This is a genomic window from Mesorhizobium sp. P2_F5, from assembly GCF_056403715.1.
In genome coordinates, this window is sequence record NZ_JBFUEY010000021.1 from 44,691 (window position 1) to 65,566 (window position 20,876).

Consider the following 20,876-nt stretch of genomic DNA (forward strand, 5'->3'; position numbering starts at 1 on the left):
GTTTCGATTATTCACCCTTCATCGGGCTGCGCGGCTCGCCGTCGCGCCAGCTGCCGTCAGCCCACATAAGGTCGAACGCCTGGCGGTAGTCCGGAAAGCGGAACCGGTAGCCGGCCGCCTTGATCGCTTTGTTGGCGACGCGCTTGTTCTCGCCATAGAAGGACCGCGCCATGGGCGAAAGTTGGGCGGTCTCGAAAGGAATTTCGGGCGGCGGCTCAATTCCCATCAGCGACGCGGCATAGGTGACGACATCCTGAGGCGGCGCCGGTTCGTCATCGGTGACGTTGAATATGCCGCCTGTATTGCCGCCGATGAGATGCCAGAGCGCGCCGGCGATATCGTCGCAATGGATGCGGTTGAAGACCTGGTCTGGCTTGACCAGCCGCCTTGCGGTGCCGTTCTCCAGATTGACCAGTGCATTGCGGCCCGGCCCGTAAATGCCGGAAAGCCGCAGGATTGCAGTGGGCTTGCCAATTTCGCGGCCGAGCTGCAACCAGTCCTGCTCGGCCGCCACCCGCATTGCCGAGCGCTTCGACACCGGCCGGCATGCGGCTGTTTCATCGACCCAGGCGCCGTCATAATTGCCGTAGACGCCGACGGTCGAGAGATAGCCGATCCAGCGAAGCGCCGGCATGGCCGTGATCGCCTGGCGTGCAGCGAGAAGCACCGGGTCGCCGGCCTCCTCCGGCGCTACGGAGACGATCAGGTGGGTGGTTTTCTGCAGTGCGTCGCGGATCTCAGGTGTCAGCGCGCCGTCGAACAGCAACGGCGCAATGCCTGTCTGCCTGAGCGATTCGACCTTCTCCGGCGTGCGCGTGGTGCCGAAAATCGCCGCCTTTTCCTTGTTCGCCCGAGCAAACGCTTTCCCGGAATAGCCGGCGCCGAAGATGAAGATCTGCTTTTCGCTCATGCATGCGCCTCTGTTGGCAATGCGGACAGCCACTCGTCGCGCACTGTCGCGTCGATTTCGGTTTTCAAGCTGATAGCGGCCAGCTCGCTGAATTCGGCCTCCGGCACCAGCCGCGCCAGCGCCCAGACAGCCGCGCCGCGCACCAGCGGAGACGGATCACCCAGCAAGGCACGGACCGGGCCAGCCAGCGAAATATCACTAGAATTACCGGCGGCGGTCAGCACATTGCGGACAAAGCGATCGCGGCCGATGCGCTTGATCGGCGAGCCCGAGAAGAAAGACCGGAACGCCGCGTCGTCCAGCAGCAAGAGCTCCACCAGTGGTGGCTCGCGCAATTCGTCGCGGGCGGCGAGCTTGGCCTCCGAGGCGGCGCGGGCGAACTTGTTCCACGGGCAGGCGGCGAGGCAATCGTCGCAGCCATAGATGCGATTGCCGATCTTTTCGCGGAATTCGCGCGGGATCGGCCCCTTGTTCTCGATGGTGAGATACGAAATGCAACGCCGGGCATCGAGCCGGTAAGGCGCCGGAAAGGCATCGGTCGGGCAGGCGTCGAGGCACGCGCGGCACGAGCCGCAATGGTCTACCTCGGCTGTATCGGGCGCCAATTCCGCCGTGGTGAAGATGGTGCCGAGAAACAGCCAGGAGCCGTGCTCGCGGCTGACCAGATTGGTGTGCTTGCCTTGCCAGCCGAGCCCGGCAGCCTCAGCCAGCGGCTTTTCCATCACCGGCGCCGTGTCGACAAAAACCTTCACATCGCCGCCGGCACGCGCCACGATCTTGCCGGCGATCTCCTTCAGCCGGCCCTTCATCACCTCGTGATAGTCGCGGTTTTGCGCATAGACCGAGATCGCGCCGCGGTCGCGCCTTGCCTGCAGCGCACGCGGATCGTGATCGGGGCCGTAATTCATCGCCAGCACGATGATCGAGCGCACGTCCGGCCACAGCGTCGAGGGTTCGCTGCGGCGCTCGAGCGTCTCGGCAATCCACGCCATCGAGCCGTGAAACCCGTCGGCGACGAATTCGGCCAATCTGGCTGGCGCCAGCGGGATGGCATCGGGTGTGGTGACGGCGACCGCATCGAAGCCGGCGCGCCGCGCCTCGGCGTCGACCAGCGCGCGCAAGGTTTGGCTTTTAGAAGTCGAGGTCCGCATAATGCGACACCGGCGACAGGCCGCGCACCCGGTCGGAGAGCAGCGGCCGGAATGAGGGCCGCGATTTCACCCGCGTGTACCATTCGCGCGCCGCGGCATGCTCGCGCCAGTCGATCTCGCCGAGATAGTCGAGCACCGACAGCGCCGCCGCCGCCGCCAGGTCGGCATAAGTTACCTTGCTGCCGGCCAGCCAATGGCGGGTGCCGGCCAGCCAATTGGTGTATTTCATATGCTGGCGGATGTTGGCGCGCGCGGCGCGGATCGCCGCCGAATCGGGCGAACCGCCGCCCGCCGTTTCCGGCATCACCGGCTTCAGCACGCGTTCGCGCACCAGATGCCGGGTCACTTCGCCTTCGGCCTTGTTGAGATACCAGTCGGTCAGCCGGCGGATTTCGGCGCGCTGCATCGGGTCTTCGGCAAACAGCCTCTTGTCGCGCTTCAGGACGCCGCGCGTCTCGTCGAGATATTCGGCGATGACCATTGCGCCGACGATCGGCACGTCGCCTTCGGCAAGTAGGATCGGCAAGGTGCCGGCCGGGTTCAGCGCCAGGAACTCCTTGCGCCGCGTCCACGGTTTTTCCTCGATCAGCGCCAGCTCCTCGCCATACTCGCCAAAGGCGAGGCGAACGAAGCGGCAGGTGGCGAACATCGGGTGATGGAAAAGCGTCAGCATGGTTCCGCGATAATTCAGCGCACTGGCGAATCGCAGGGCGCACCGGTAAGTCTTGGCGGCCCGTCATGCGGCCGTCACGGTGTTGCGACCTATAGGGGGACTTCCACGCCGTGACAAGCAAGCCATTTGCAAGCCGCTTCCTTCCGTCACTTGAATGCCGAGGTTGCCATGGATAGCCACACCATTGTCGAAGCCCTGCTGCTCGGCCTGCTCGAGGGGCTGACCGAGTTCATTCCGGTCTCCTCGACCGGCCATATCCTGCTTGCCGGCCATTTTCTGGGCTTCCATTCCACCGGCAAGGCCTTCGAGATCCTGATCCAGCTCGGCGCCATCCTGGCGATCCTCAGCGTCTATTTCCGCCGCCTGTGGCAGATGCTGCTCGATCTGCCGCACGACCGGCTGACGCGGCATTTCGTCATCGGCATCCTGATCGCCTTCCTGCCGGCGGCCGTCATCGGCGCGCTGGCGCATGATTTCATCAAGACGGTGCTGTTCGAATCGCCAAGGCTGATCTGCATCATGCTGATTATCGGCGGTGTCGTGCTGCTGGTCGTCGACCGCATGAAGCTGCAGCCTGTCTACCGCGACGTCGAGCGCTTCCCGACCCGGCTCTACCTTCAGATCGGCCTGTTCCAGTGCCTGTCGCTGATCCCCGGCACGTCGCGCTCCGGTTCGACCATCGTCGGTGCGCTGCTGCTGGGCGTCGACAAGCGGGCGGCGGCGGAATTTTCGTTCTTCCTCGCCATCCCGACCATGGTCGGCGCCTTCGCCTTCGACCTGTTCAAGAACCGCAACGTGCTGACCACCGCCGACCTGCCAATCATCGCCATCGGCTTCGTCGCCGCCTTCGTCACCGCGCTGTTCGTCGTCCGCTTCCTGCTCGATTACGTCTCGCGCAACGGCTACTCGCTGTTCGGCTGGTGGCGCCTGGTGGTTGGTGGCGTCGGGCTGGTGGCGTTGATGATTTGGGGGTGAGCCCCTTACGCGGTTTCGTCGAGTTCCTTCGCGCCCCCCTCTGTCCTGCCGGACATCTCCCCCACTTGGGGGGAGATTAGCAGCCCCACGGGCGGCGCTTTACCTTGCAACGCCGGTGATTGGCGAAATCCGACGTCGCAGCTGATCTCCCCCCAAGTGGGGGAGATGGCCGGCAGGCCAGAGGGGGGCGCTGTCCCGCTGTAGTCTCGCCGGGATCGCTTAGCGATCCCGCTAATTTCTCCCATAAAACGCATTCTCGACATGCACCGGCCAGCGCCAGGGCAGCACCGCCACCATATCGAAACGCATCGACAGCTTTCCATAATCCGGTTGCCGTGACAGCCAGATGTCGGCGGCGCCCTCGATGCGCCGCTCCGATTCGTGGCCGATCGCCTCCATCGCTTCCATCAGCGTGCGCCGCGCCTTGACCTCGACGAACAGCACCAGGTCGCCGCGCCTGGCGATGAGGTCGATCTCGCCGAAGCGCGTGCGATGGCGGCGGGCAAGGATGCGGTAGCCCTTCAACATCAGCGCCGCTGCCGCCAGCCATTCGCCGCGATGGCCGCGCCGATAGGCCTTTTGGCGGCTGGCGCTCTGGCGCTCAGCCACCGCTGCTGTTTCCTTGTTTGACCATGATCTTTTCCGAAAACCGGGTTCCACTTTTCGGGATCATGGTCTGTCCTTGAGCTCCAGCAGTCGCCGGTAAAGCGCCTGTTTCTGCCCGCCGGTCATTTTCGCGGCTTCCGCCGCTGCCTTCGAGGCCGGCATTTCTGTGGCAAGCGACAGGAGCAGCCGGTCGATGTCGGCGGGTTCGTCGGCCTTGGTCTCGGCCGGGCCGACGCAGATGACGATTTCGCCCTTCGGCGTGTCGGCCGCCGCATAGTGATCGGCCAGCCCCTGCAGCGTGCCGGTGCGCATTTCCTCAAAGGTCTTGGTCAGCTCGCGGCCGATCGCGGCTTTCCGCTCACCGCCCAGCGCCTCGACCATGGCGACCAATGTCTCGGCCAGCCGGCGCGGCGATTCGAAGAAGATCAGCGTCGCCGGCACCGCCCTGAACGTCTCCAGCTTGGTCAGCCGCTGCCCTGATTTCACCGGCAGAAAGCCGGCGAACAGGAAGGCGTCGGATGGCAGGCCGGACGCCGTCAGCGCTGCCAGCGGCGCCGATGGGCCGGGGATCGGCACCACGCGCAGGCCGCGCTCCTGCGCCTCGCCGACCAGCCGGTAGCCGGGATCGGAGATCAGCGGCGTGCCGGCGTCGGAGATCAGCGCCACGCTCTGTCCGGCCTCGAGCGCTGCGATCAGTTTCGGCCCGGCCTCGCCGGCATTGTGTTCGTGATAGGCGGTGGTGCGGCGGCGGATGCCGTAGCGGTCGAGCAGTACGCGCGAGACGCGGGTGTCCTCGCAGGCTACGATGTCGGCTGCGGCCAGCGTTTCCAGCGCGCGCAGCGTGATGTCGGAGAGATTGCCGATCGGCGTCGCCACCAGATACAGCGCCGGCTCGAGCGGCCGTGCCGGCATCTCGGTCTGGCCGATCACATAGCTGCGTTTTTCGCCGGTCACCGCTTACATCTCCATTCAGCCCTGTTTGGCACGGCGCAGGCGCGGTTGCAAAAATGCCCGGTCTCACGCCCCCAAATCTCACGCGGATGTAATCCGGCCGCCATGTCTTTGCCATAGTAGGGAACGAAACCGTGGCCAGCGGATTGAATGCCTGAGTCTCTTGAGGAGGAGGACAGGATGGAAAGCCTGAAACTGCAGGACGTTTTCGAGCCCTATTATGCCGGCCGCAAGCGCTTCGCCGCGCCGCGCGACAAAAGCCAATCCGCTGAAGCCCGGGACGAGGCTATCCGCAGGGAAGCTGGAAAGCGGCTTCTGCGCTGTGTGCTCGCCGAGGCCCGCACCGAAATCGAGATCGACACCGAAAGCACGACGGAGCACTGACCGGACGATGCCCAACCGCTTCGATATCTTCATCACCCGTCTTGAAACCAAAAGCGCCCGCGAAGGCGCTCCGCCAAATCCGATGAACGACCAGCACAGCGTCCGCCGCGACAAGGCCGATGCCAAGCCGGCCCGGACCGGAGAGGCGCATGCCGAAAAGGACCGCGGCAAGCGCCGCTTCAAGCACGACGCCTGACCCTTCGCGATTGGCGAGGACAACCCTCGAAGGCGCGGGTGCCAACGCCCCGCACTTATTCAACCGAGATACCGCGACACCTTCACTTCCAGCAATCGCACCAGCACCGGATCCATGAATTCGCAATCATCCGGGATGTCGAGGCAGATCACCCGGGCCTTCTTCAGGCTGTCCCGGAATTTCTTCTGCAATTTGGTGCGGTGCGCCTTTTCCATCACGAATATGATGTCGGCCCAGGCCACCAGCTCATGCGTCAGCGGCGTGTCGGCATCGTGGTTGGTGCCCCGCCGACGCGACTTCGATATCCCGGCGTTTTGAAAACATCTGCTCGGCGGTCGGGCTGCGCAAGCGGTTCTGGCTGCAGACGAACAGCACATTCTTCATCGTTGCGGCTATCTCGCGAGATCCGCGACCACGGCATCGAGCACGATCATGCCGGCCGGCGTGGCGCGCAGCCTTGCATTGCCGATCGACGCCACCAGCCCCTCATCTTGCAGCACGGTCAGTCGCGCGCTCGACAGGCCGCGCCCGGAAAACGCTTCGTAGCGGGAAAGGTCGATGCCCTCGGCCAGCCGCAGCCCCATCAGCAGGAATTCGTCGGCCTCTTCGGAGCGCGTCAGGATCTCGCCGCCGGTGACGCCATGGCCCTTCGCCTCGACCAGATTGGCCCAGGTTTCCGGCATCCGCTCGGCGATGGTGACGGTGCGATGGCCGTTCTCGATGAAGCGGCCATGCGCGCCCGGTCCGACGCCGACATATTCGCCATAGCGCCAATAGGTCAGATTGTGCCGGCTCTCGGCGCCCGGCCTGGCGTGATTGGAAATTTCGTAAGCCGGCAGACCATGCGCCGCCGTGACCTCCTGCGTCAGCGCATAGAGATCGGCCGCTTGGTCATTGTCGGGAATGGTGAATTTGTGCGCCGCGTGCAGCTGATAGAACGGCGTGCCTTCCTCGATTGTCAGCTGGTAGAGCGACAGATGGTCGGCGGCGTGACCGATCGCCTGTTCAAGCTCCGCCTGCCATGCGTCCAGCGTCTGGCCGGGACGGGCGTAGATCAGGTCGAAGGAGAGGCGCGGAAAGATTTCGCGGGCGAGCCCGATCGCATGCAGCGCCTCGTCGACATTGTGCAGCCGGCCGAGGAAGCGCAGATCCTTGTCGTTCAGCGCCTGCACGCCGAGCGACACACGGTTGACGCCGGCGGCGCGGTAGCCGCGAAAGCGCTCGGCCTCGACCGAGGACGGATTGGCTTCCAGCGTCACCTCGATGCCATCCGGTACTGTCCAGTTCTTCGCCACCGCGTCCAGCACCGCCGCCACCGTTTGCGGCTGCATCAGCGACGGCGTGCCGCCACCGAGAAAGATGCTGGTCACCTCGCGCGGCCCGGTGCGTTCGCGCATTGTCGCGAGTTCGGTCTCGAACGCGCGGGCAAAGCGCTCCTGGTCGACCGGCTGGTGGCGGACATGGCTGTTGAAGTCGCAATACGGGCATTTGGCCGCGCAGAACGGCCAATGGATATAAACGCCGAAGCCCGGGCTGCGGTCCAGCGACATCTCAGGCCGAACCAAGCCGTGCGCGGGCGAATTTCTGGAAGGCGCGGGCGCGGTGCGACAGCGCCTTCGGCTGGCCGGGCTTCCAGCCGTGCTTTTCCTCGGCACTCATCTCGCCAAAAGTCTTGTCGAAACCGTCGGGCAAAAACACCGGGTCATAGCCGAAGCCGAGCACACCGCGCGGCGGCCAGACCAGCGTTCCCTCGGCCTCGCCGCGATAATATTCGGCCTCGCCGTCGGGGAAGGCGAGGCAGATGACGGCAACGAAGCGGCCCTTGCGCTGCGCCGGCTGGGCGGCGCCAACTTCCTGCAAGGCCACTTCTGTGCGCTGCATGGCCATGCCGAAATCGCGAGTGCCTTCCGGGGTTTCGGCCCAGTTGGCGGTGTAGACGCCGGGCGCGCCATCAAGCGCATCGACGCACAGGCCGGAATCATCCGACAGCGCCGGCAGGCCGGTGGCTTCAGCCGCGGCAAAAGCCTTGATGTAGGCGTTTTCCTCGAAGGTGGTGCCGGTCTCGTCGGGTTCCGGCAGGCCGTAGTCCTTGGCCGATTTCGCCTCGAAGCCGAACGGCCCGATCAAATCGGCAAACTCACGCAGCTTGCCCGCATTGTGGCTGGCGACGACGATCTTCTTTCCATCGAGAGAATGCATCAAAGGCCCCAGATCCGTGGCTCGGCGAATTCGATCGAATTGCCCGAGGGGTCGCGTATGTAGATCGAGCGTCCGCCCTGCGGCCATTCGAATTCGCTTTCGATAGCGATGTTCTTCGCCTCAAGCTGTACCTTCCAGCGCACGAGTTCGTCCGCGCTTGCCGCAAAGCAAAGATGGCCCTCACCAGCCGTGCCATGCGGCGGCACTTTCAGCCGCGCATCCGGCGCCGGCGGGATTTTGGTCGCTTCGGCGTTGAAGATAAGCAGCACGCCTTGCCCGCAGCGGAAGAAGAGATGGCGGCCGTCGACCTTGCCGAGGAGGGTGAGGCCGAGGACGTCGCAGTAGAAGGCTTCGGCGGCTGGCAGGTCTGTGACGTAAAGCGCTGATTCAAGAATAGCGGAGGGTTGCATCAGGCACCCCCCTCTGTCCTGCCGGACATCTCCCCCTCAAGGGGGGAGATCGGCAGCTTCGGGGCTGCTGCCCACATTTCAGCGTTGGAGAGTGGCGAAGGCCAAAATGACGTCCAATCTCCCCCCTTGAGGGGGAGATGCCCGGCAGGGCAGAGGGGGGTGTATCGCGCCGACGTCATCGCAGTAAATTCAATCAGGCCACAGCCATCTGCTGCAAACTCACCAGCCGCTGGATGCCCTTCTTGGCCAGGCCCATCAACTCCGCGAACTGCCCTTCCGAAAACGGCTCGCCCTCGGCGGTGCCCTGGATCTCGACGATGCCGCCCTTGCCGGTCATGACGAAATTGGCGTCGGTGCCGGCCGACGAATCCTCGATATAGTCGAGATCGATGACCGGCTGGCCGTCATGGATGCCGCAGGAAATCGCCGCGACATGGTCCTTCAGCACCTTGGCAACGCTGGCCATCTGCCGCGCTTCCATCCAGCGCAGGCAATCGTAGAGCGCCACCCAGCCGCCGGTGATCGAGGCCGTGCGGGTGCCGCCATCGGCCTGGATGACATCGCAGTCGACGGTGATCTGCTGTTCGCCCAGCGCTTGCAAATCGACAACGGCGCGCAAGCTGCGGCCGATCAGGCGCTGGATCTCCAGCGTGCGGCCGCCTTGCTTGCCGGCCGAGGCTTCACGGCGCATGCGCTCGCCGGTCGAGCGCGGCAGCATGCCGTACTCGGCCGTCACCCAGCCCTTGCCGGAATTGCGCATCCAGCCCGGCACTTTTTCCTCCAGGCTCGCCGTGCACAGGACATGCGTATCGCCGAATTTCACCAGGCACGACCCCTCGGCGTGTTTGGACACGCCGCGCTCGAAGGAGATGGCGCGCATTTCGTCGGCTTGGCGTTTGGAGGGGCGCATCGAGGCCTCTTTCTGTTCTTTTTGCGGTTGCGTCGGCGGCTTGTAGACGCATGCAGCCCATGGCGCAAAGGAAAATGGCCGGGCAGCGCAAGAGCGGCACCATGACGGCAAGCGCGGCACTGGGTTGCGCGCCGCCGAGGGAAGTCTATATCCTTTACCTGGAGGTTTTTGGCTCGAATGACCAAGGCAGTCACCGAACCCAGTATGCTGGCGCCCGCGCTGCAGTCGCTCGACATGCGCTCGCGCGACATTTTTAGGCGCATCGTCGAGTCCTATCTGAAGGACGGCGAGCCTGTGGGATCGCGCAGCCTGTCGCGCATCCTGCCCTCGTCACTATCGCCGGCCACCATCCGCAACGTGATGAGCGACCTCGAACATCTCGGCCTGATCTACGCCCCGCATATCTCCGCCGGACGCCTGCCGACGCAGACCGGCCTGCGTTTTTTCGTCGATGCCTTCATGGAGCTCGGCGATCTCACCGACGAGGAACGCCGCGTCATCGAGGCGCAGGTGCGCGCCTCCGGCTCGGGCGCGACGCTGGAACACATGCTGACCGAGGCCAGCCAGATGCTGTCGGGCATGTCGCGCGGCGCCGGCCTGGTGCTCGCGACCAAGAACGAGGTGGCGCTGAAGCACATCGAATTCATCCAGCTCGAGCCGACCAAGGCGCTGGCCGTGATGGTGTCGCAGAACGGCGACGTCGAAAACCGCGTCGTCGACCTGCCGGCCGGCATCACCGTCTCGCAGCTGCACGAGGCCTCCAACTTCCTCAACGCGCATATCCGCGGCCGCACGCTCGCCGAGGCGCGCATCGAGATTGCCCGCATCAAGGACGAGACCAGGGCCGCCCTCGACACGCTGTCGCAGGACCTGGTCGAGAAGGGCCTGGCGGTGTGGGCCGGCGCCGACAGCGGCCTGCCGGCGCGCCTTATCGTGCGCGGCCGCGCCAACCTGCTGGAAAACGTCACCGCCCAAGCTGACATCGAATTGCTGCGGCATCTGTTCGAGGATCTGGAGACGCAGGACGGGCTGATCCAGCTGCTCGACCTCGCCGAGGACGGCCCCGGCGTGCGTATCTTCATCGGCTCGGAAAACAAGCTGTTTTCGCTGTCCGGTTCGTCGCTGGTGGTGGCGCCTTACCGCGACAAGGACGCCCGCGTCGTCGGCGCCCTCGGCGTCATCGGGCCGACCAGACTGAATTATGCCCGCATCGTGCCGATGGTCGACTACACTGCCCAATTGATTACCCGGATGTTGAGATAATTCCAAAGCCGGGATCACCGCAAAGGAGGGCGCAGAATGGCGCTTGAATCGTTCAAGGCCCAGATCAGCATGCTGCTCGAGGAAATGGTCAACCAGCCCGAGGACGAGCACGAGATCCAGGAGCAGCTGCGCGAAAAACTCCGCGAAATGCGCGCCATGGGCCTGCCGCTGCCGGACGATCTCGTGAAGCTGGAAAAGCGTCTCGATGACGATTTGGACGTCGAAGAGGAAAGTTGAGCGGTTCCGCCTTGAATCTGTGCCTGCATGCTTCTCTTTTGCGGCGCACGCACAATATCTCCTCCGAGCATGGCGCGCCGACGGGCGTGAATTCGAGGAGAACAGCATGATGCGGATTGCCGGCTTGGCGGGCCTCGCCCTGCTTCTGGCCACCAGTGCCTTCGCCCAGCAGGCCGATCAGCCGCTTTTGACAGGCAAGGACGCTTTCGGCGATTGGAAGGCCGATAAACCGGGCGTGCGCCGGCTGATCAAGCCGCAGGACCTGCAAAAGCCCTATCTCACCGAGTCCGCCTCCAACGGCGCCGGCCTTGGCGATCGACCCGAAGGCGCCAAGCCTGTCCTGCCGCCCGGCTTCTCGGTCGAAATGATCGCTTCCGGCATCGCCAATCCGCGCGTCGTGCGCGTGGCGCCGAATGGCGACCTGTTCGTCGCCGACAGCGACGCCAACCAGATCCGCGTCTATCGGCTGGCCAAGGACAGCGCCAAGCCCGCCGAGGATGGCATTTTCGCCGGCGATCTCAGCCAGCCCTACGGCATCGCCTTCTACCCGCCGGGCGACAAGCCGCAATGGGTCTATGTCGCCAACAATGACAGCATCGTGCGCTTTGCCTATCGCGACGGCGACCTGAAAGCCTCAGGCGAGGCGGAGACGATCGTCTCCAACATCCCCTCTGGTGGCCATTGGACCCGCGACATCGCCTTCTCGCCCGACGGCAAGACGCTGTATCTCTCGGTCGGTTCCGGATCGAATGTCGCCGAGGGCATGGGGAAGCAACCGGATGGCGGCCTCGACGCCTGGACGAAATCCCTGCCTTCAGGCGCCGCTTGGGGTGAGGAGGACGGCCGTGCCGACGTGCTGGCTTTCGACCCCGCCGGCAAGAACGGCCGTATCGTCGCCACCGGCCTGCGCAATTGTTCGGGCATGACCGTGCAACCGGCAACCGGCGCGCTGTGGTGCGTCGTCAACGAGCGCGACGGGCTGGGCGACAATGTGCCGTTCGAATATGCCACCACGGTCAAGGACGGCGCCTTCTATGGCTGGCCGTGGTATTATATCGGCGCCAACGAGGATCCCCGCCACAAGGGCGCGCGGCCTGACCTCGCCGGCTCGGTCACCGTGCCCGACGTGCTGATGCAGGCGCATTCGGCGCCGCTCAACATCACCTTCTACGACGGCGGCAATTTTCCGGCAGAGTATAAGGGCGACGCCTTCGTCGCCCTGCATGGCTCATGGAACCGCGGCGTGCGCACCGGCTACAAGGTGGTGCGGTTGAGATTCAGCGGAGGCAAGCCGACCGGCGAATACCAGGATTTCGCCACCGGCTTCGTCCTCTCCGATGATGCCGTCTGGGGCCGGCCGGTCGGTGTTGCGGTGGCCAAGGACGGCGCGCTGATCCTCACCGAGGACGCCAACGGCACCATCTGGCGCATTACTCATGTAGACGGGCCGTCCTGAGCCCACCGGTTTGGCAAAGAGTTGCCCCAGTGCACGTCCCGATGTATCGCCTTGGGATAGGTATGGATCACCTCGGCCGATGAAGCGCGGTCATCGAAACCGGTGTCCCTGAGATTGAAGAGGCCGACTGAGCCGAAGGACTTCTTGGCCCCTTGCACGAAGCGGCTGTCGCTGAAATCGTGTTCGTAAAGCGTCACCGTGACGTGGCCGTCATTGAGCTTCGGCACGTAAACACTGCTGATCGTGTCGTTGGCGACGCCCAGCTGGTTGACGTTGAAGCGATAGACGTCCTGCACCATGCGCCGGGCCGCATTGCCGTTGATCATCCAGTATTCGCGGCGCGATGCGCGGTTCCGGTCGACGAGTTTGAGCGCTGCCTTGCGGCCAAGCCCGAGCCAGTGCTCGAACACCATCACTTCGGCGCCCCACGGATAGGGATAATTGGACTTGTCGACGATGCGCGGCACGCCGGCATCGGGGATCTCATTGGTGTCGACATAGTCCAGCCATTGCAGCTGGAACGACGCTTCCACGTTGAGGTCGGTGTTGCGCGGATCGGCAGCAACAATGCGCCAGTCGGAAACCGGCGGATATTTGGTGCCGAGGTCGATGTAGAATTCGCCCTTGGTAGTGTCGCCAGGGTCCGGGGAATCGCGCTCCAACGCGACCAGCCGCACCTTGAAGCGGTTGTTGACGACCAGCGGATAGATCATCGGACGAATGGGATGGGCACCGGGGTTCCGGCTGTCGGCAAAGTACCCAGGCGCCGGGACGATATCGCTGGCGCCCTTGTCGATCAGGCTGAAAGCCTGCCGCCCCTCGAACCACAGATACCATTCCAGCTCGTGGACGTGGCCGCGCGCTTCGTTGTTGGGCATCCATTGCATGAGCTGGATGTGAAGTCGTTTCGCTAGCATGGCTGGCTCCTGCCGATGTAGCCGCGCAAGCGCGCGGCAATGAGGGATTGCAACGTGCGGCGGGCGGACGGGGGATAGCCGCTCTTCTTCGTCGCGTAAGTGAACCATCTCTCGTTTTCGGCCGTGCCCTGACGACCGCCCGATCCTGCTGGCGCAATCGAATCCGTTTTACCCTCGCCCGCTTTTCATGGCATCAGGGGCCGTTCACGGGGTGCAACCGTCATGACGCTCACCGGCTTTCTCGCTTACAGTGCCGCGCTTGGCATCGCCGCCGCCATTCCCGGCCCCGGCGTCACCGCGCTTGTCGCGCGGGCGCTCGGTTCCGGCTTCCGCTCATCGCTGGCCATGTCGTTCGGCCTGATGCTCGGCGACCTCATTTATCTCACCGCCGTCGTGCTCGGCCTTGCCTTTGTCGCGCAGACCTTCGGCATGGTCTTCCTCGCCATCAAATGGCTGGGCGTCGCCTATCTCGCCTTCCTCGGCTGGCGGTTCTGGACCGCGGGGATCACGCCCGAAACTGTCGAGGCCAGGAAAGGCAAGGGTGGTCTGGTATCGAGCTTCCTTGCCGGCCTCACCGTCACGCTGGGCAATCCGAAGACGATGATCTTCTACCTCGCCATCACACCGACCATCGTCGACCTGAAGACCATCACGCTCGCCGACTACGGCATCCTGGTCGCGCTCACCGTGATCGTGCTCTTCGTCGTGCTGGTGCCCTATCTGGCGCTGGCCGCCAAGGCGCGCTGGTTCCTGAAATCGCCACGCGCGCTGAAGGCGCTGAACCGCACCGCCGCCGGCTTCATGGTTGGTGCCGCTGCAGCCATTGCGGCCCGTCAGTAGATCGGTTTCGGCCAATCCATTCCGCCAATCGGGCCATCCGGAAAATGCCTTTCCGGGCGAGGCGCGTTTTCAGCAAGCGCCCCACTCGATATTTTCGGCCGGCAGCCTATCTTGCGCGGTCGAAAGCCCTATTCTGTCCGCCGATGCCAATTGCCTGACCAATTGCCTGATTTGGGAGCGAAACCAATGAACAAGCCCGTCTCTTCGCCGCGCGTGCCCGGCCGCGGTCGCGTCTACAACTCGATCACCGAGACGATCGGCGACACGCCACTGGTGCGGCTCGACAAGTTCGCCAAGGAGAAAGGCGTCGTTGCCAACCTTATGGCCAAGCTCGAATTCTTCAACCCGATCGCTTCGGTCAAGGACCGCATCGGTGTTTCGATGATCGAGGCGCTGGAAGCGTCGGGCCGCATCAAGCCCGGCAAGACGACGCTGATCGAGCCGACCTCCGGCAACACCGGCATTGCGCTCGCCTTCGCCGCCGCCGCCAAGGGCTACAAGCTGATCCTGACCATGCCCGAGACCATGTCGGTGGAGCGGCGCAAGATGCTGGCGCTGCTCGGCGCCGAACTGGTGCTGACCGAAGGTCCCAAGGGCATGAAGGGCGCCATCGCCAAGGCCGACGAACTGGCCGCCACCCTGCCCGACGCCGTCATTCCGCAGCAGTTCGAAAACCCGGCCAATCCCGAGATCCATCGCCGCACCACGGCTGAGGAGATCTGGAACGACACCGATGGCGGCGTCGACATCTTCGTCGCCGGCATCGGCACCGGCGGCACCATCACCGGCGTCGGCCAGGTGCTGAAGCAACGCAAGCCCTCGGTGCATGTCGTCGCCGTCGAGCCGGAGGCTTCGCCGGTGCTTTCGGGCGGCCAACCCGGCCCGCACAAGATCCAGGGCATCGGCGCCGGCTTCGCGCCAAAGATCCTCGACACGTCGATCTACGACGAGATCGTCAAGGTCTCCAACGAGGATTCGGTCGCCAATGCCCGCCTCGTCGCCCGCCTCGAAGGCGTGCCGGTCGGAATCTCGTCGGGCGCCGCGCTGCAGGCGGCCATCGTCGTCGGCTCGCGGCCGGAGAACAAGGGCAAGAACCTGGTGGTGATCATCCCGTCCTTCGCCGAGCGCTATCTGTCGACGATTTTGTTTGATGGGCTGGGGTCGTAGGTCTTCCTTCCGGTTCGTCGCGATCCTTCGCGACCCCCCTCTGCCCTGCCGGGCATCTCCCCCTCAAGGGGGGAGATTGGAAGCTTCGCCGCTCCGCTTAATCAGCAACTTTGGCGATTGGCGAAACCCGTCGTGACATCGATCTCCCCACTTGAGGGGGAGATGTCCGGCAGGACAGAGGGGGGTGCTGTCCCTCCAGCGTTGAAAGTCTCGAATTAGCTCTGGACCGCCGAAAAACTGGCCGTGGCGTCAACCGCCGGCTTGAGCGGAACCCAGCTTCCGGGTCAAATCGCCCCGGCCTGCTTCGTGCGGGCAGGGGGAGGATTTGATGTACAGACTTTATACGCGCCCGGGCAGTGGCGGTTTCGTCGTCGAGGCCGCTTTGGCGCTGGCCGGCGCGCCGTTCGACCAGATCGATGTGCCAAAGAAGGACCCGCCGGACCCGGCTTTCCTCGACATCAGCCCGCTGAACCAGGTTCCGGTGCTGACCTTGCCCAATGGTCAATCGATAACCGAATCGGCGGCGATCTGCATCCTGCTTGCCGAGCGCCACCCGGAGGCGGGTCTGGCGCCGGCCGCCGGATCGCCGGACCGCGCCGACTTCCTGCGCTGGATGGCGTTCATGTCATCGGCGCTCTATCCCGCCATCCTGCGCCTCTACTATGCCCATCGCTACACCACCGATGCCGACGGCAAGAAAGCCGTCAAGCAGGCAGCCATTGCCGAGATGGACCGCGGCTTCGCCATTGTCGATGCAGCACTTCAGGGCCGAGACTGGCTGGTCGGCGACGCGATGTCGCTGGCCGACATCTATCTCGTCATGCTGGTGGCCTGGCACCCGGATATCGACAAGGCGCGGGCGGATTGGCCAAATATCGAAAGGCTATGGTCGGCGTTGCGCGCACACCCGCTGATGAAGCGGCTCAACACAGCGCACGAGATGTGGCCGGCCTGAGCGAATTGCTGGCTTCGAGGCTCTATCTCCCGCCGCTCAATTTCGGAGAGCCGCGCGCTTTCCCTGCAGGAACCGGCGCACGGCCGGGTCGCGCTCGAGGCCGATCGCCCGGTCATAGGCCTCGCTGGCCTGCGGTATGTTGCCGAGCCTGGCCAGCAGACCGGCGCGGGCCGCCCAATAGGGCTGGTAGTCGTCAAGCCGCTTGTCGTCACCCAGCACGTAAAGCGCCGCCAATCCCGCCGCAGCACCTTCGGCCTCGGCAATCGCCACAGCGCGGTTGATCGCCACCACGGGCGAACCGGCAATCACCGACAAGGCATCATAAAGCTCCCGGATCGCCACCCAGTCGGTCCGGCCGGTCAGCCGCCGTGTCGTGTGGGCGGATTGCACGGCCGCCTCAAGCTGGTAGCGGCCGATGACGCCTTTGCCGGCGGCGTGCCTGAGCAAAGCCTCCGCTTCGTCGATCAAGGCATCATCCCACAGCGCAAGATCCTGCTCGGCCAGTGGCACATAGTCCCCGCCGGCGTTGCGCCGCGCCGCCCGCCGCGCTTCGGCAAACAGCATCAGCGCCAGCAGCCCCAGCGCCTCCGGCTCGTCCGGCATCAGCGAGGCGACCAGCCGGCCGAGCCAGATGCCTTCGGTGGCCAGGTTACGCCCTCGCGTTTCGGTGCCGGCCGGGTCGGACCAGCCTTCGGCAAAGGCGGCGTAGATCGCCTCCAGCACCGTGTCCAGCCGCTCGCCGAGCTCGGCCCGCTCCGGCACCCGGAACGGGATGCCGGTTTCGCGGATACGCGACTTGGCGCGCACCAGGCGCTGGCTCATCGTCGCCGGCGACACCAGGAAGGCCGAAGCGATCGTTGCCGCATCGAAGCCCAGAACGGTCTGCAGGATCAGCGGCGCCCGTACGCCGGCCTCGATCGCCGGATGGGCGCAGGCAAACATCAGTCGCAGCCGCTCGTCAGGCAGGTCTTCGTCGGTCATGCGCGCCTCCATCTCCTCGGCGATCAGCTTGAGGTGGTCGCGCCCGGCCTCGCTGGTCAGCCGGCGTCTGACCGCGTCGACGCTGCGCCGCCGCGCCACCGCCAGCAGCCAGGCCTCAGGCTTTTCGGGCACGCCGGTTTGCGGCCAGCGTTCAAGGGCTGCGGCAAAGGCATCGGCCAGCGCGTCTTCGGCGCCAGCTACGTCGCGCGTGCGCGCGGCGAGATAGGCAACCAGCTTGCCGTAGCTCTGCCGGGCAGCAGCTTCCGCCGCCGCCCGTGCAGTGTCTGGTCTACCGGCTGTCACGCAGTGTATGCTGGCATGTATTCTGCCATCGGCCAGATCGGCCGCACTTCCATCGTGCCGGTGCCGGCACCCGGACAGCGCGCCGCCCACGAGATCGCCGCGTCCATGTCGGGCGCCTCGATCAAATAGTAGCCACCGAGCTGCTCCTTGGTGTCGGCATAGGGGCCGTCAATCACATTGGTCTTGCCGCTGGCCACCCGCACGGTGGTCGCTATCTTCGTCGGCTTCAACCGCTCCCCGGCCAAGAACACGCCGGCCTTCTTCATCGCTTCGGTATAGGCGCCATAGGCGGCGCTCATCTGGACGGCCGCCTCCTTCGGTGCGGCGGCCATTGCGGCTTCGTTGGAATAGATAAGAAGCAGATACTGCATGGTCATCTCCCTTGTTTTTCAGGGCCGCATCGTTGCGGGCCGAACGTATGTCGCGCGGCCTCACCCGATTTCGACAGGCGCTGGAAAAATCTTCGTCCCTGGCGGCGTATTGCGCAAGGACACAAGCTTGCCGATGGCGTTAATTGCCCAGCGCGACAGACTCCTGGGGTTGTCTGGAGCCTTGCGAGTCGGCTGGTTCCAGCCAACCGCGATAGCGCACGATCAGCCCGGTGAGCGGGTGCGATATTTCGACATGGAAGCGGAAGCGGCCGTCCTCGACGCTCTCATAGGATGCCGAGCGCGGGCAGAGCCACATCGGCAGCGGCACGCCGAGAAAGCTCCAGCGGCGTAGCACCAGCGACAGTCTTCCCTGCGCCGCCACCAGCGCCATGGCGAAGCTCAGCGGACCGAAGCGCTCGCACAACAGCCGCTGCGACCGGCCTCGGCCGGTGAACTGGTCGCTGGCGAAAGTGTGTGCGCCGAACGTTCGCGTCCAGATATCACCATCCTTGCCAGCATTGAAGCGGACATGGACCGGTACGTCGGCACTGGCGGGAGGAAATCCGACCAGCCAGCTGGATAGCCGGCTAAGGATGCCTTCGCCGCGCTCAACACTCCCGCGTCCCTCAGCCGCTCCAACGCGCTCATGCATGGCGCGGATTTCTGCGGGCAGATCCTGCCAGGCGTCGCCGACCACTCGTGGATAAAGCGACGCTTCGACGTCGGCAGTGTCGTCCCTGAAGCCGGCATGGATCGTCTTGCTGGCAAACAGCGCCTGATAGTCGTCGAGCTCGAGGTCACGCACCGCCGCTCGCGCGCCTGGAGCCGGCACCAGTTCCGCCGCCGCGCCGGTGTGGGTTTTGCACCAGGCTTCGGCCCTGGCCAGCGAGCGCCCGGCGACGATCAGCGTCAGGCGCGGCTCGCTCTCCAGCAAGTGCACGATGCGGCCGCCGAAAATGCCATAGCCGCCGACGACCAGAAGCCTCATCGCGACCCTCTTTTTATGCCTGTCGTTTTCCCAAAAAACCGAGGTCACCTTTGGGCGACATGGGATTAGCCGATCACCCGCTCGCGCGTCACGGCGGACGGGATCTCGCAACTGTCCTTGCGGCCGAAGATGGCGTAGCGGTTTTTGGCGATGCGTTCGTAGAGCCAGTCGCGCAAAGGGGGCGGCAGAAGCAGCAGGGCTTTCGCCGCCCGCCACGGCCAGCCGAGTTCGGCCATCACGGCAATGAAACTGTCCAGCCGCATAAAAGGAGCGCCACCGACAAGGACGAGATTGGTCTCGTAACTGTCGGTGCGCAGTCCGTATTTGTGGAACAGCGCTTCGCCGAAGGGCGACTGCGCGGTGGCGAAGCGGAAGCGGTTTTTGCGGTCGAGCCGGACAACCGTGCGCACGAAGCCCGAGCACAGCACGCAGACACCATCGAAAACGATCAATGGCTGGCTGGCATCGACGGGTTCAGGAGAAGAAGTCACGGGACATCCGGCAGCTCATGTCAGTCGACACTAAGCCTGCCGGCTACGAGATCAAAGCCGCGGCGTTGTCGCACGGCCTCTCGCGGCCAGCGCGGGGCGCTCGGCGCGATAAGTGGTTGCGCGGTGGTCGGCGGCCGGTCTGCAGATCCGGCTGTTGTGACGCGTTTCGAACGTCATGATCAGTGCGCGCCGAGCGAGCTGCCGCGACGGGCGCAGGCCGGGCCCGGGCCGCGCATGTAATAGCGCTCCGGCCGATAGGTCGGCGCGATGAATTCGCGGATGGCGGCGGCATAGCCGGCGATGTGGCCCCAGAATTTCATTTTACTTAGTCCCTGTCCCGATTTTCGGATGTCCCGTCCGATTGCGGGGATCATAGCGTCGAGGCGTGAATAGTCGGTGAACACGATGTTAATCTTCGGTCGAAAACCCGTCGCTTCGTGGCCGGAATGCGGCTATCTCGGGGTCTTTCGGTGTGGTTCGTCGCCATTTCCGGCATTGTGACTTTTGCATCACATATGTTTCGTCTCGATGTCGCTTGGGCGCGGTTCTGTTTCAATTTCGGCGTGCCCTGCGAAATTTCCGTGCGCACGGCCGGAAAGCTCCTCTGGCAGCGCCCGGAACCGGAACGGGCTTTGCCCGTTCTCGCTTGAACCGCATCGCGCAGGAGTTTCGCCATGGCACTTCGCCCCGCCTGGAAGGGCTATCTGAAACTGTCGCTGGTCACCTGCGCCGTCGAACTGACCAACGTCGTCACCCACACCGAAAAGGTCTCGTTCCGGGTGCTCAACCGCAAGACCGGCAACACGGTCAAGCGCATCTATGTCGATGCCGAAACCGGCAAGCCGCTGGACGAAGGCAATGAGATCAAGGGCTACGAACTCGACGACGGCGACTTCGTCCATATCGAGGAAGACGAGATCGCCGCGGTGCAGATCGAGTCCTCGCACACCATGGCGCTGGACGGCTTCGTCGACAAAGCCTCGATCGAGCAGATCTATCTCGACACGCCCTATTACGTCGCGCCGGCCGACAAGGTGTCGGAGGAAGCCTTTTCGGTCATCCGCAACGCCATGGCTGGCAAGAAGATGGCTGGCCTGGCGCGCATCGTGCTCTACGCCAGAGAACGGCCCGTGGTCATCGAGCCGCTCGGCAAAGGCATGGTACTGACCACCTTGCGCTACGACAACACGGTGCGGCAGCCGGACACCGTCTTCGGCGATATCAAGGCGGTGAAGACCGACCAGGAGATGACGGATCTGGCCGAACTCATCATCGACAAGAAGAAGGCGAAGTTCGATCCGTCGAAATTCGAGGACAAGTATGAGGATGCGCTGCTCGAACTGATCCGCGCCAAGAAGGCCGGCAAGAAGGCGCCGCAGCCGCAGGCGGCGCCCAAACCGTCCAATGTCGTCAACCTGTTCGACGCGCTGAAGAAGAGCCTGTCGGATGGCGGCGCGGCGAAGACTTCGGCGAAGAAGGCCAGGCCGGCGGCCAAACGCGCCAAGCCGAAAGCCGCCGCGCCCAAGCGCAAATCGGCGTAAG

General features: G+C 64.5%; 25 protein-coding genes and 1 pseudogene. 10 read left to right on the plus strand and 16 right to left on the minus strand.

Annotation, left to right across the window (positions count from 1 at the left end):
• Nucleotides 1–7: 7 nt before the first annotated feature.
• The 3 genes from AC1DYO_RS25475 to AC1DYO_RS25485 are packed head-to-tail and all read right to left on the minus strand — an operon-like array spanning nucleotide 8 to nucleotide 2,734.
• Complete coding sequence (locus AC1DYO_RS25475) at nucleotides 8–910, minus strand: SDR family oxidoreductase (RefSeq protein WP_477267190.1); 903 nt, start codon at nucleotides 908–910, stop codon at nucleotides 8–10.
• The gene (gene queG, locus AC1DYO_RS25480; RefSeq protein WP_477267191.1) at nucleotides 907–2,061 is read right to left on the minus strand and encodes a tRNA epoxyqueuosine(34) reductase QueG; all 1,155 of its coding nucleotides are present in this window, start codon (nucleotides 2,059–2,061) and stop codon (nucleotides 907–909) included. Before queG ends, AC1DYO_RS25475 begins: the two co-directional genes overlap by 4 nt.
• Nucleotides 2,042–2,734, minus strand: coding sequence for a glutathione S-transferase family protein (locus AC1DYO_RS25485; RefSeq protein ID WP_181059947.1), 693 nt, complete (start codon nucleotides 2,732–2,734; stop codon nucleotides 2,042–2,044). The genes queG and AC1DYO_RS25485 overlap by 20 nt, the downstream gene beginning before the upstream one ends.
• Before the next feature lie 168 nt (nucleotides 2,735–2,902).
• Here AC1DYO_RS25485 and AC1DYO_RS25490 point away from each other — a divergent pair, with 168 nt between their 5' ends.
• Nucleotides 2,903–3,709, plus strand: a complete 807-nt coding sequence (locus tag AC1DYO_RS25490) for an undecaprenyl-diphosphate phosphatase (RefSeq protein WP_477267192.1) — start codon at nucleotides 2,903–2,905, stop codon at nucleotides 3,707–3,709.
• A 231-nt stretch (nucleotides 3,710–3,940) separates the two neighbouring features.
• On the opposite strand, the gene AC1DYO_RS25495 is transcribed toward AC1DYO_RS25490, so the two are convergent.
• Nucleotides 3,941–4,318: a YraN family protein gene (locus AC1DYO_RS25495; RefSeq protein WP_477267193.1), complete on the minus strand. Its 378-nt coding sequence runs from the start codon at nucleotides 4,316–4,318 to the stop codon at nucleotides 3,941–3,943.
• 60 nt (nucleotides 4,319–4,378) lie between these two features.
• Nucleotides 4,379–5,269 (minus strand): 16S rRNA (cytidine(1402)-2'-O)-methyltransferase, encoded by an 891-nt coding sequence (rsmI, locus tag AC1DYO_RS25500; RefSeq protein WP_477267194.1) that lies wholly within the window; start codon nucleotides 5,267–5,269, stop codon nucleotides 4,379–4,381.
• 177 nt (nucleotides 5,270–5,446) lie between these two features.
• Here rsmI and AC1DYO_RS25505 point away from each other — a divergent pair, with 177 nt between their 5' ends.
• Nucleotides 5,447–5,650 (plus strand): hypothetical protein, encoded by a 204-nt coding sequence (locus AC1DYO_RS25505; RefSeq protein WP_477267195.1) that lies wholly within the window; start codon nucleotides 5,447–5,449, stop codon nucleotides 5,648–5,650.
• A gap of 7 nt (nucleotides 5,651–5,657) precedes the next feature.
• Nucleotides 5,658–5,846 carry a hypothetical protein gene (locus AC1DYO_RS25510; RefSeq protein ID WP_477267196.1) on the plus strand — a complete coding sequence of 63 codons (189 nt, stop codon included), beginning with the start codon at nucleotides 5,658–5,660 and terminating at the stop codon, nucleotides 5,844–5,846.
• A gap of 59 nt (nucleotides 5,847–5,905) precedes the next feature.
• Here AC1DYO_RS25510 and AC1DYO_RS25515 read toward each other — a convergent pair.
• From AC1DYO_RS25515 to rph, 5 genes and pseudogenes are all read right to left on the minus strand, one after another.
• Nucleotides 5,906–6,230 (minus strand): annotated as a pseudogene (locus AC1DYO_RS25515) (low molecular weight protein tyrosine phosphatase family protein).
• 8 nt (nucleotides 6,231–6,238) lie between these two features.
• Nucleotides 6,239–7,396, minus strand: a complete 1,158-nt coding sequence (hemW, locus tag AC1DYO_RS25520; RefSeq protein ID WP_477267197.1) for a radical SAM family heme chaperone HemW — start codon at nucleotides 7,394–7,396, stop codon at nucleotides 6,239–6,241.
• A 1-nt stretch (nucleotide 7,397) separates the two neighbouring features.
• Nucleotides 7,398–8,045 (minus strand): RdgB/HAM1 family non-canonical purine NTP pyrophosphatase, encoded by a 648-nt coding sequence (rdgB, locus tag AC1DYO_RS25525; RefSeq protein WP_477267198.1) that lies wholly within the window; start codon nucleotides 8,043–8,045, stop codon nucleotides 7,398–7,400.
• On the minus strand, nucleotides 8,045–8,455 hold the full coding sequence (locus AC1DYO_RS25530; RefSeq protein ID WP_477267199.1) for a VOC family protein: 411 nt from the start codon (nucleotides 8,453–8,455) through the stop codon (nucleotides 8,045–8,047). The genes rdgB and AC1DYO_RS25530 overlap by 1 nt, the downstream gene beginning before the upstream one ends.
• A gap of 193 nt (nucleotides 8,456–8,648) precedes the next feature.
• On the minus strand, nucleotides 8,649–9,365 hold the full coding sequence (rph, locus tag AC1DYO_RS25535) for a ribonuclease PH (RefSeq protein WP_023672052.1): 717 nt from the start codon (nucleotides 9,363–9,365) through the stop codon (nucleotides 8,649–8,651).
• A 177-nt stretch (nucleotides 9,366–9,542) separates the two neighbouring features.
• On the opposite strand from rph, the gene hrcA reads away from it, so the two are divergent.
• The 3 genes from hrcA (at nucleotide 9,543) to AC1DYO_RS25550 (ending at nucleotide 12,321) form a co-directional block, all read left to right on the plus strand.
• Nucleotides 9,543–10,628 carry a heat-inducible transcriptional repressor HrcA gene (hrcA, locus tag AC1DYO_RS25540; RefSeq protein ID WP_477267200.1) on the plus strand — a complete coding sequence of 362 codons (1,086 nt, stop codon included), beginning with the start codon at nucleotides 9,543–9,545 and terminating at the stop codon, nucleotides 10,626–10,628.
• Between the two features lie 36 nt (nucleotides 10,629–10,664).
• Nucleotides 10,665–10,865 (plus strand): hypothetical protein, encoded by a 201-nt coding sequence (locus AC1DYO_RS25545; protein WP_181059937.1) that lies wholly within the window; start codon nucleotides 10,665–10,667, stop codon nucleotides 10,863–10,865.
• Between the two features lie 106 nt (nucleotides 10,866–10,971).
• On the plus strand, nucleotides 10,972–12,321 hold the full coding sequence (locus AC1DYO_RS25550; protein ID WP_477267201.1) for a PQQ-dependent sugar dehydrogenase: 1,350 nt from the start codon (nucleotides 10,972–10,974) through the stop codon (nucleotides 12,319–12,321).
• On the opposite strand, the gene AC1DYO_RS25555 is transcribed toward AC1DYO_RS25550, so the two are convergent.
• Nucleotides 12,300–13,238, minus strand: coding sequence for a hypothetical protein (locus AC1DYO_RS25555; protein ID WP_477267202.1), 939 nt, complete (start codon nucleotides 13,236–13,238; stop codon nucleotides 12,300–12,302). The two genes, AC1DYO_RS25550 and AC1DYO_RS25555, sit on opposite strands and share 22 nt — an antisense overlap.
• 222 nt (nucleotides 13,239–13,460) lie before the next feature.
• On the opposite strand from AC1DYO_RS25555, the gene AC1DYO_RS25560 reads away from it, so the two are divergent.
• From AC1DYO_RS25560 to AC1DYO_RS25570, 3 genes are all read left to right on the plus strand, one after another.
• Nucleotides 13,461–14,078 (plus strand): LysE family translocator, encoded by a 618-nt coding sequence (locus AC1DYO_RS25560; protein WP_477267203.1) that lies wholly within the window; start codon nucleotides 13,461–13,463, stop codon nucleotides 14,076–14,078.
• 186 nt (nucleotides 14,079–14,264) lie between these two features.
• On the plus strand, nucleotides 14,265–15,245 hold the full coding sequence (gene cysK, locus AC1DYO_RS25565; protein WP_477267204.1) for a cysteine synthase A: 981 nt from the start codon (nucleotides 14,265–14,267) through the stop codon (nucleotides 15,243–15,245).
• A gap of 328 nt (nucleotides 15,246–15,573) precedes the next feature.
• Nucleotides 15,574–16,200, plus strand: a complete 627-nt coding sequence (locus AC1DYO_RS25570; RefSeq protein WP_477267205.1) for a glutathione S-transferase family protein — start codon at nucleotides 15,574–15,576, stop codon at nucleotides 16,198–16,200.
• 36 nt (nucleotides 16,201–16,236) lie between these two features.
• On the opposite strand, the gene AC1DYO_RS25575 is transcribed toward AC1DYO_RS25570, so the two are convergent.
• From AC1DYO_RS25575 to AC1DYO_RS25595, 5 genes are all read right to left on the minus strand, one after another.
• A complete protein-coding gene (locus AC1DYO_RS25575) occupies nucleotides 16,237–17,484 on the minus strand; it encodes an RNA polymerase sigma factor (RefSeq protein ID WP_477267206.1) in 1,248 nt (415 codons plus the stop codon).
• Complete coding sequence (locus AC1DYO_RS25580) at nucleotides 17,481–17,855, minus strand: YciI family protein (RefSeq protein ID WP_477267207.1); 375 nt, start codon at nucleotides 17,853–17,855, stop codon at nucleotides 17,481–17,483. The genes AC1DYO_RS25575 and AC1DYO_RS25580 overlap by 4 nt, the downstream gene beginning before the upstream one ends.
• Before the next feature lie 139 nt (nucleotides 17,856–17,994).
• Complete coding sequence (locus AC1DYO_RS25585; RefSeq protein ID WP_477267208.1) at nucleotides 17,995–18,843, minus strand: DUF4166 domain-containing protein; 849 nt, start codon at nucleotides 18,841–18,843, stop codon at nucleotides 17,995–17,997.
• A 65-nt stretch (nucleotides 18,844–18,908) separates the two neighbouring features.
• Nucleotides 18,909–19,334, minus strand: coding sequence for a thiol-disulfide oxidoreductase DCC family protein (locus AC1DYO_RS25590; RefSeq protein ID WP_477267209.1), 426 nt, complete (start codon nucleotides 19,332–19,334; stop codon nucleotides 18,909–18,911).
• A 179-nt stretch (nucleotides 19,335–19,513) separates the two neighbouring features.
• Complete coding sequence (locus tag AC1DYO_RS25595) at nucleotides 19,514–19,654, minus strand: hypothetical protein (RefSeq protein ID WP_023672040.1); 141 nt, start codon at nucleotides 19,652–19,654, stop codon at nucleotides 19,514–19,516.
• Nucleotides 19,655–20,008: 354 nt separating this feature from the next.
• Between AC1DYO_RS25595 and ku the strand changes: the two genes are divergently transcribed.
• Complete coding sequence (gene ku, locus AC1DYO_RS25600) at nucleotides 20,009–20,875, plus strand: non-homologous end joining protein Ku (RefSeq protein WP_477267210.1); 867 nt, start codon at nucleotides 20,009–20,011, stop codon at nucleotides 20,873–20,875.
• Nucleotide 20,876 lies beyond the last annotated feature (1 nt).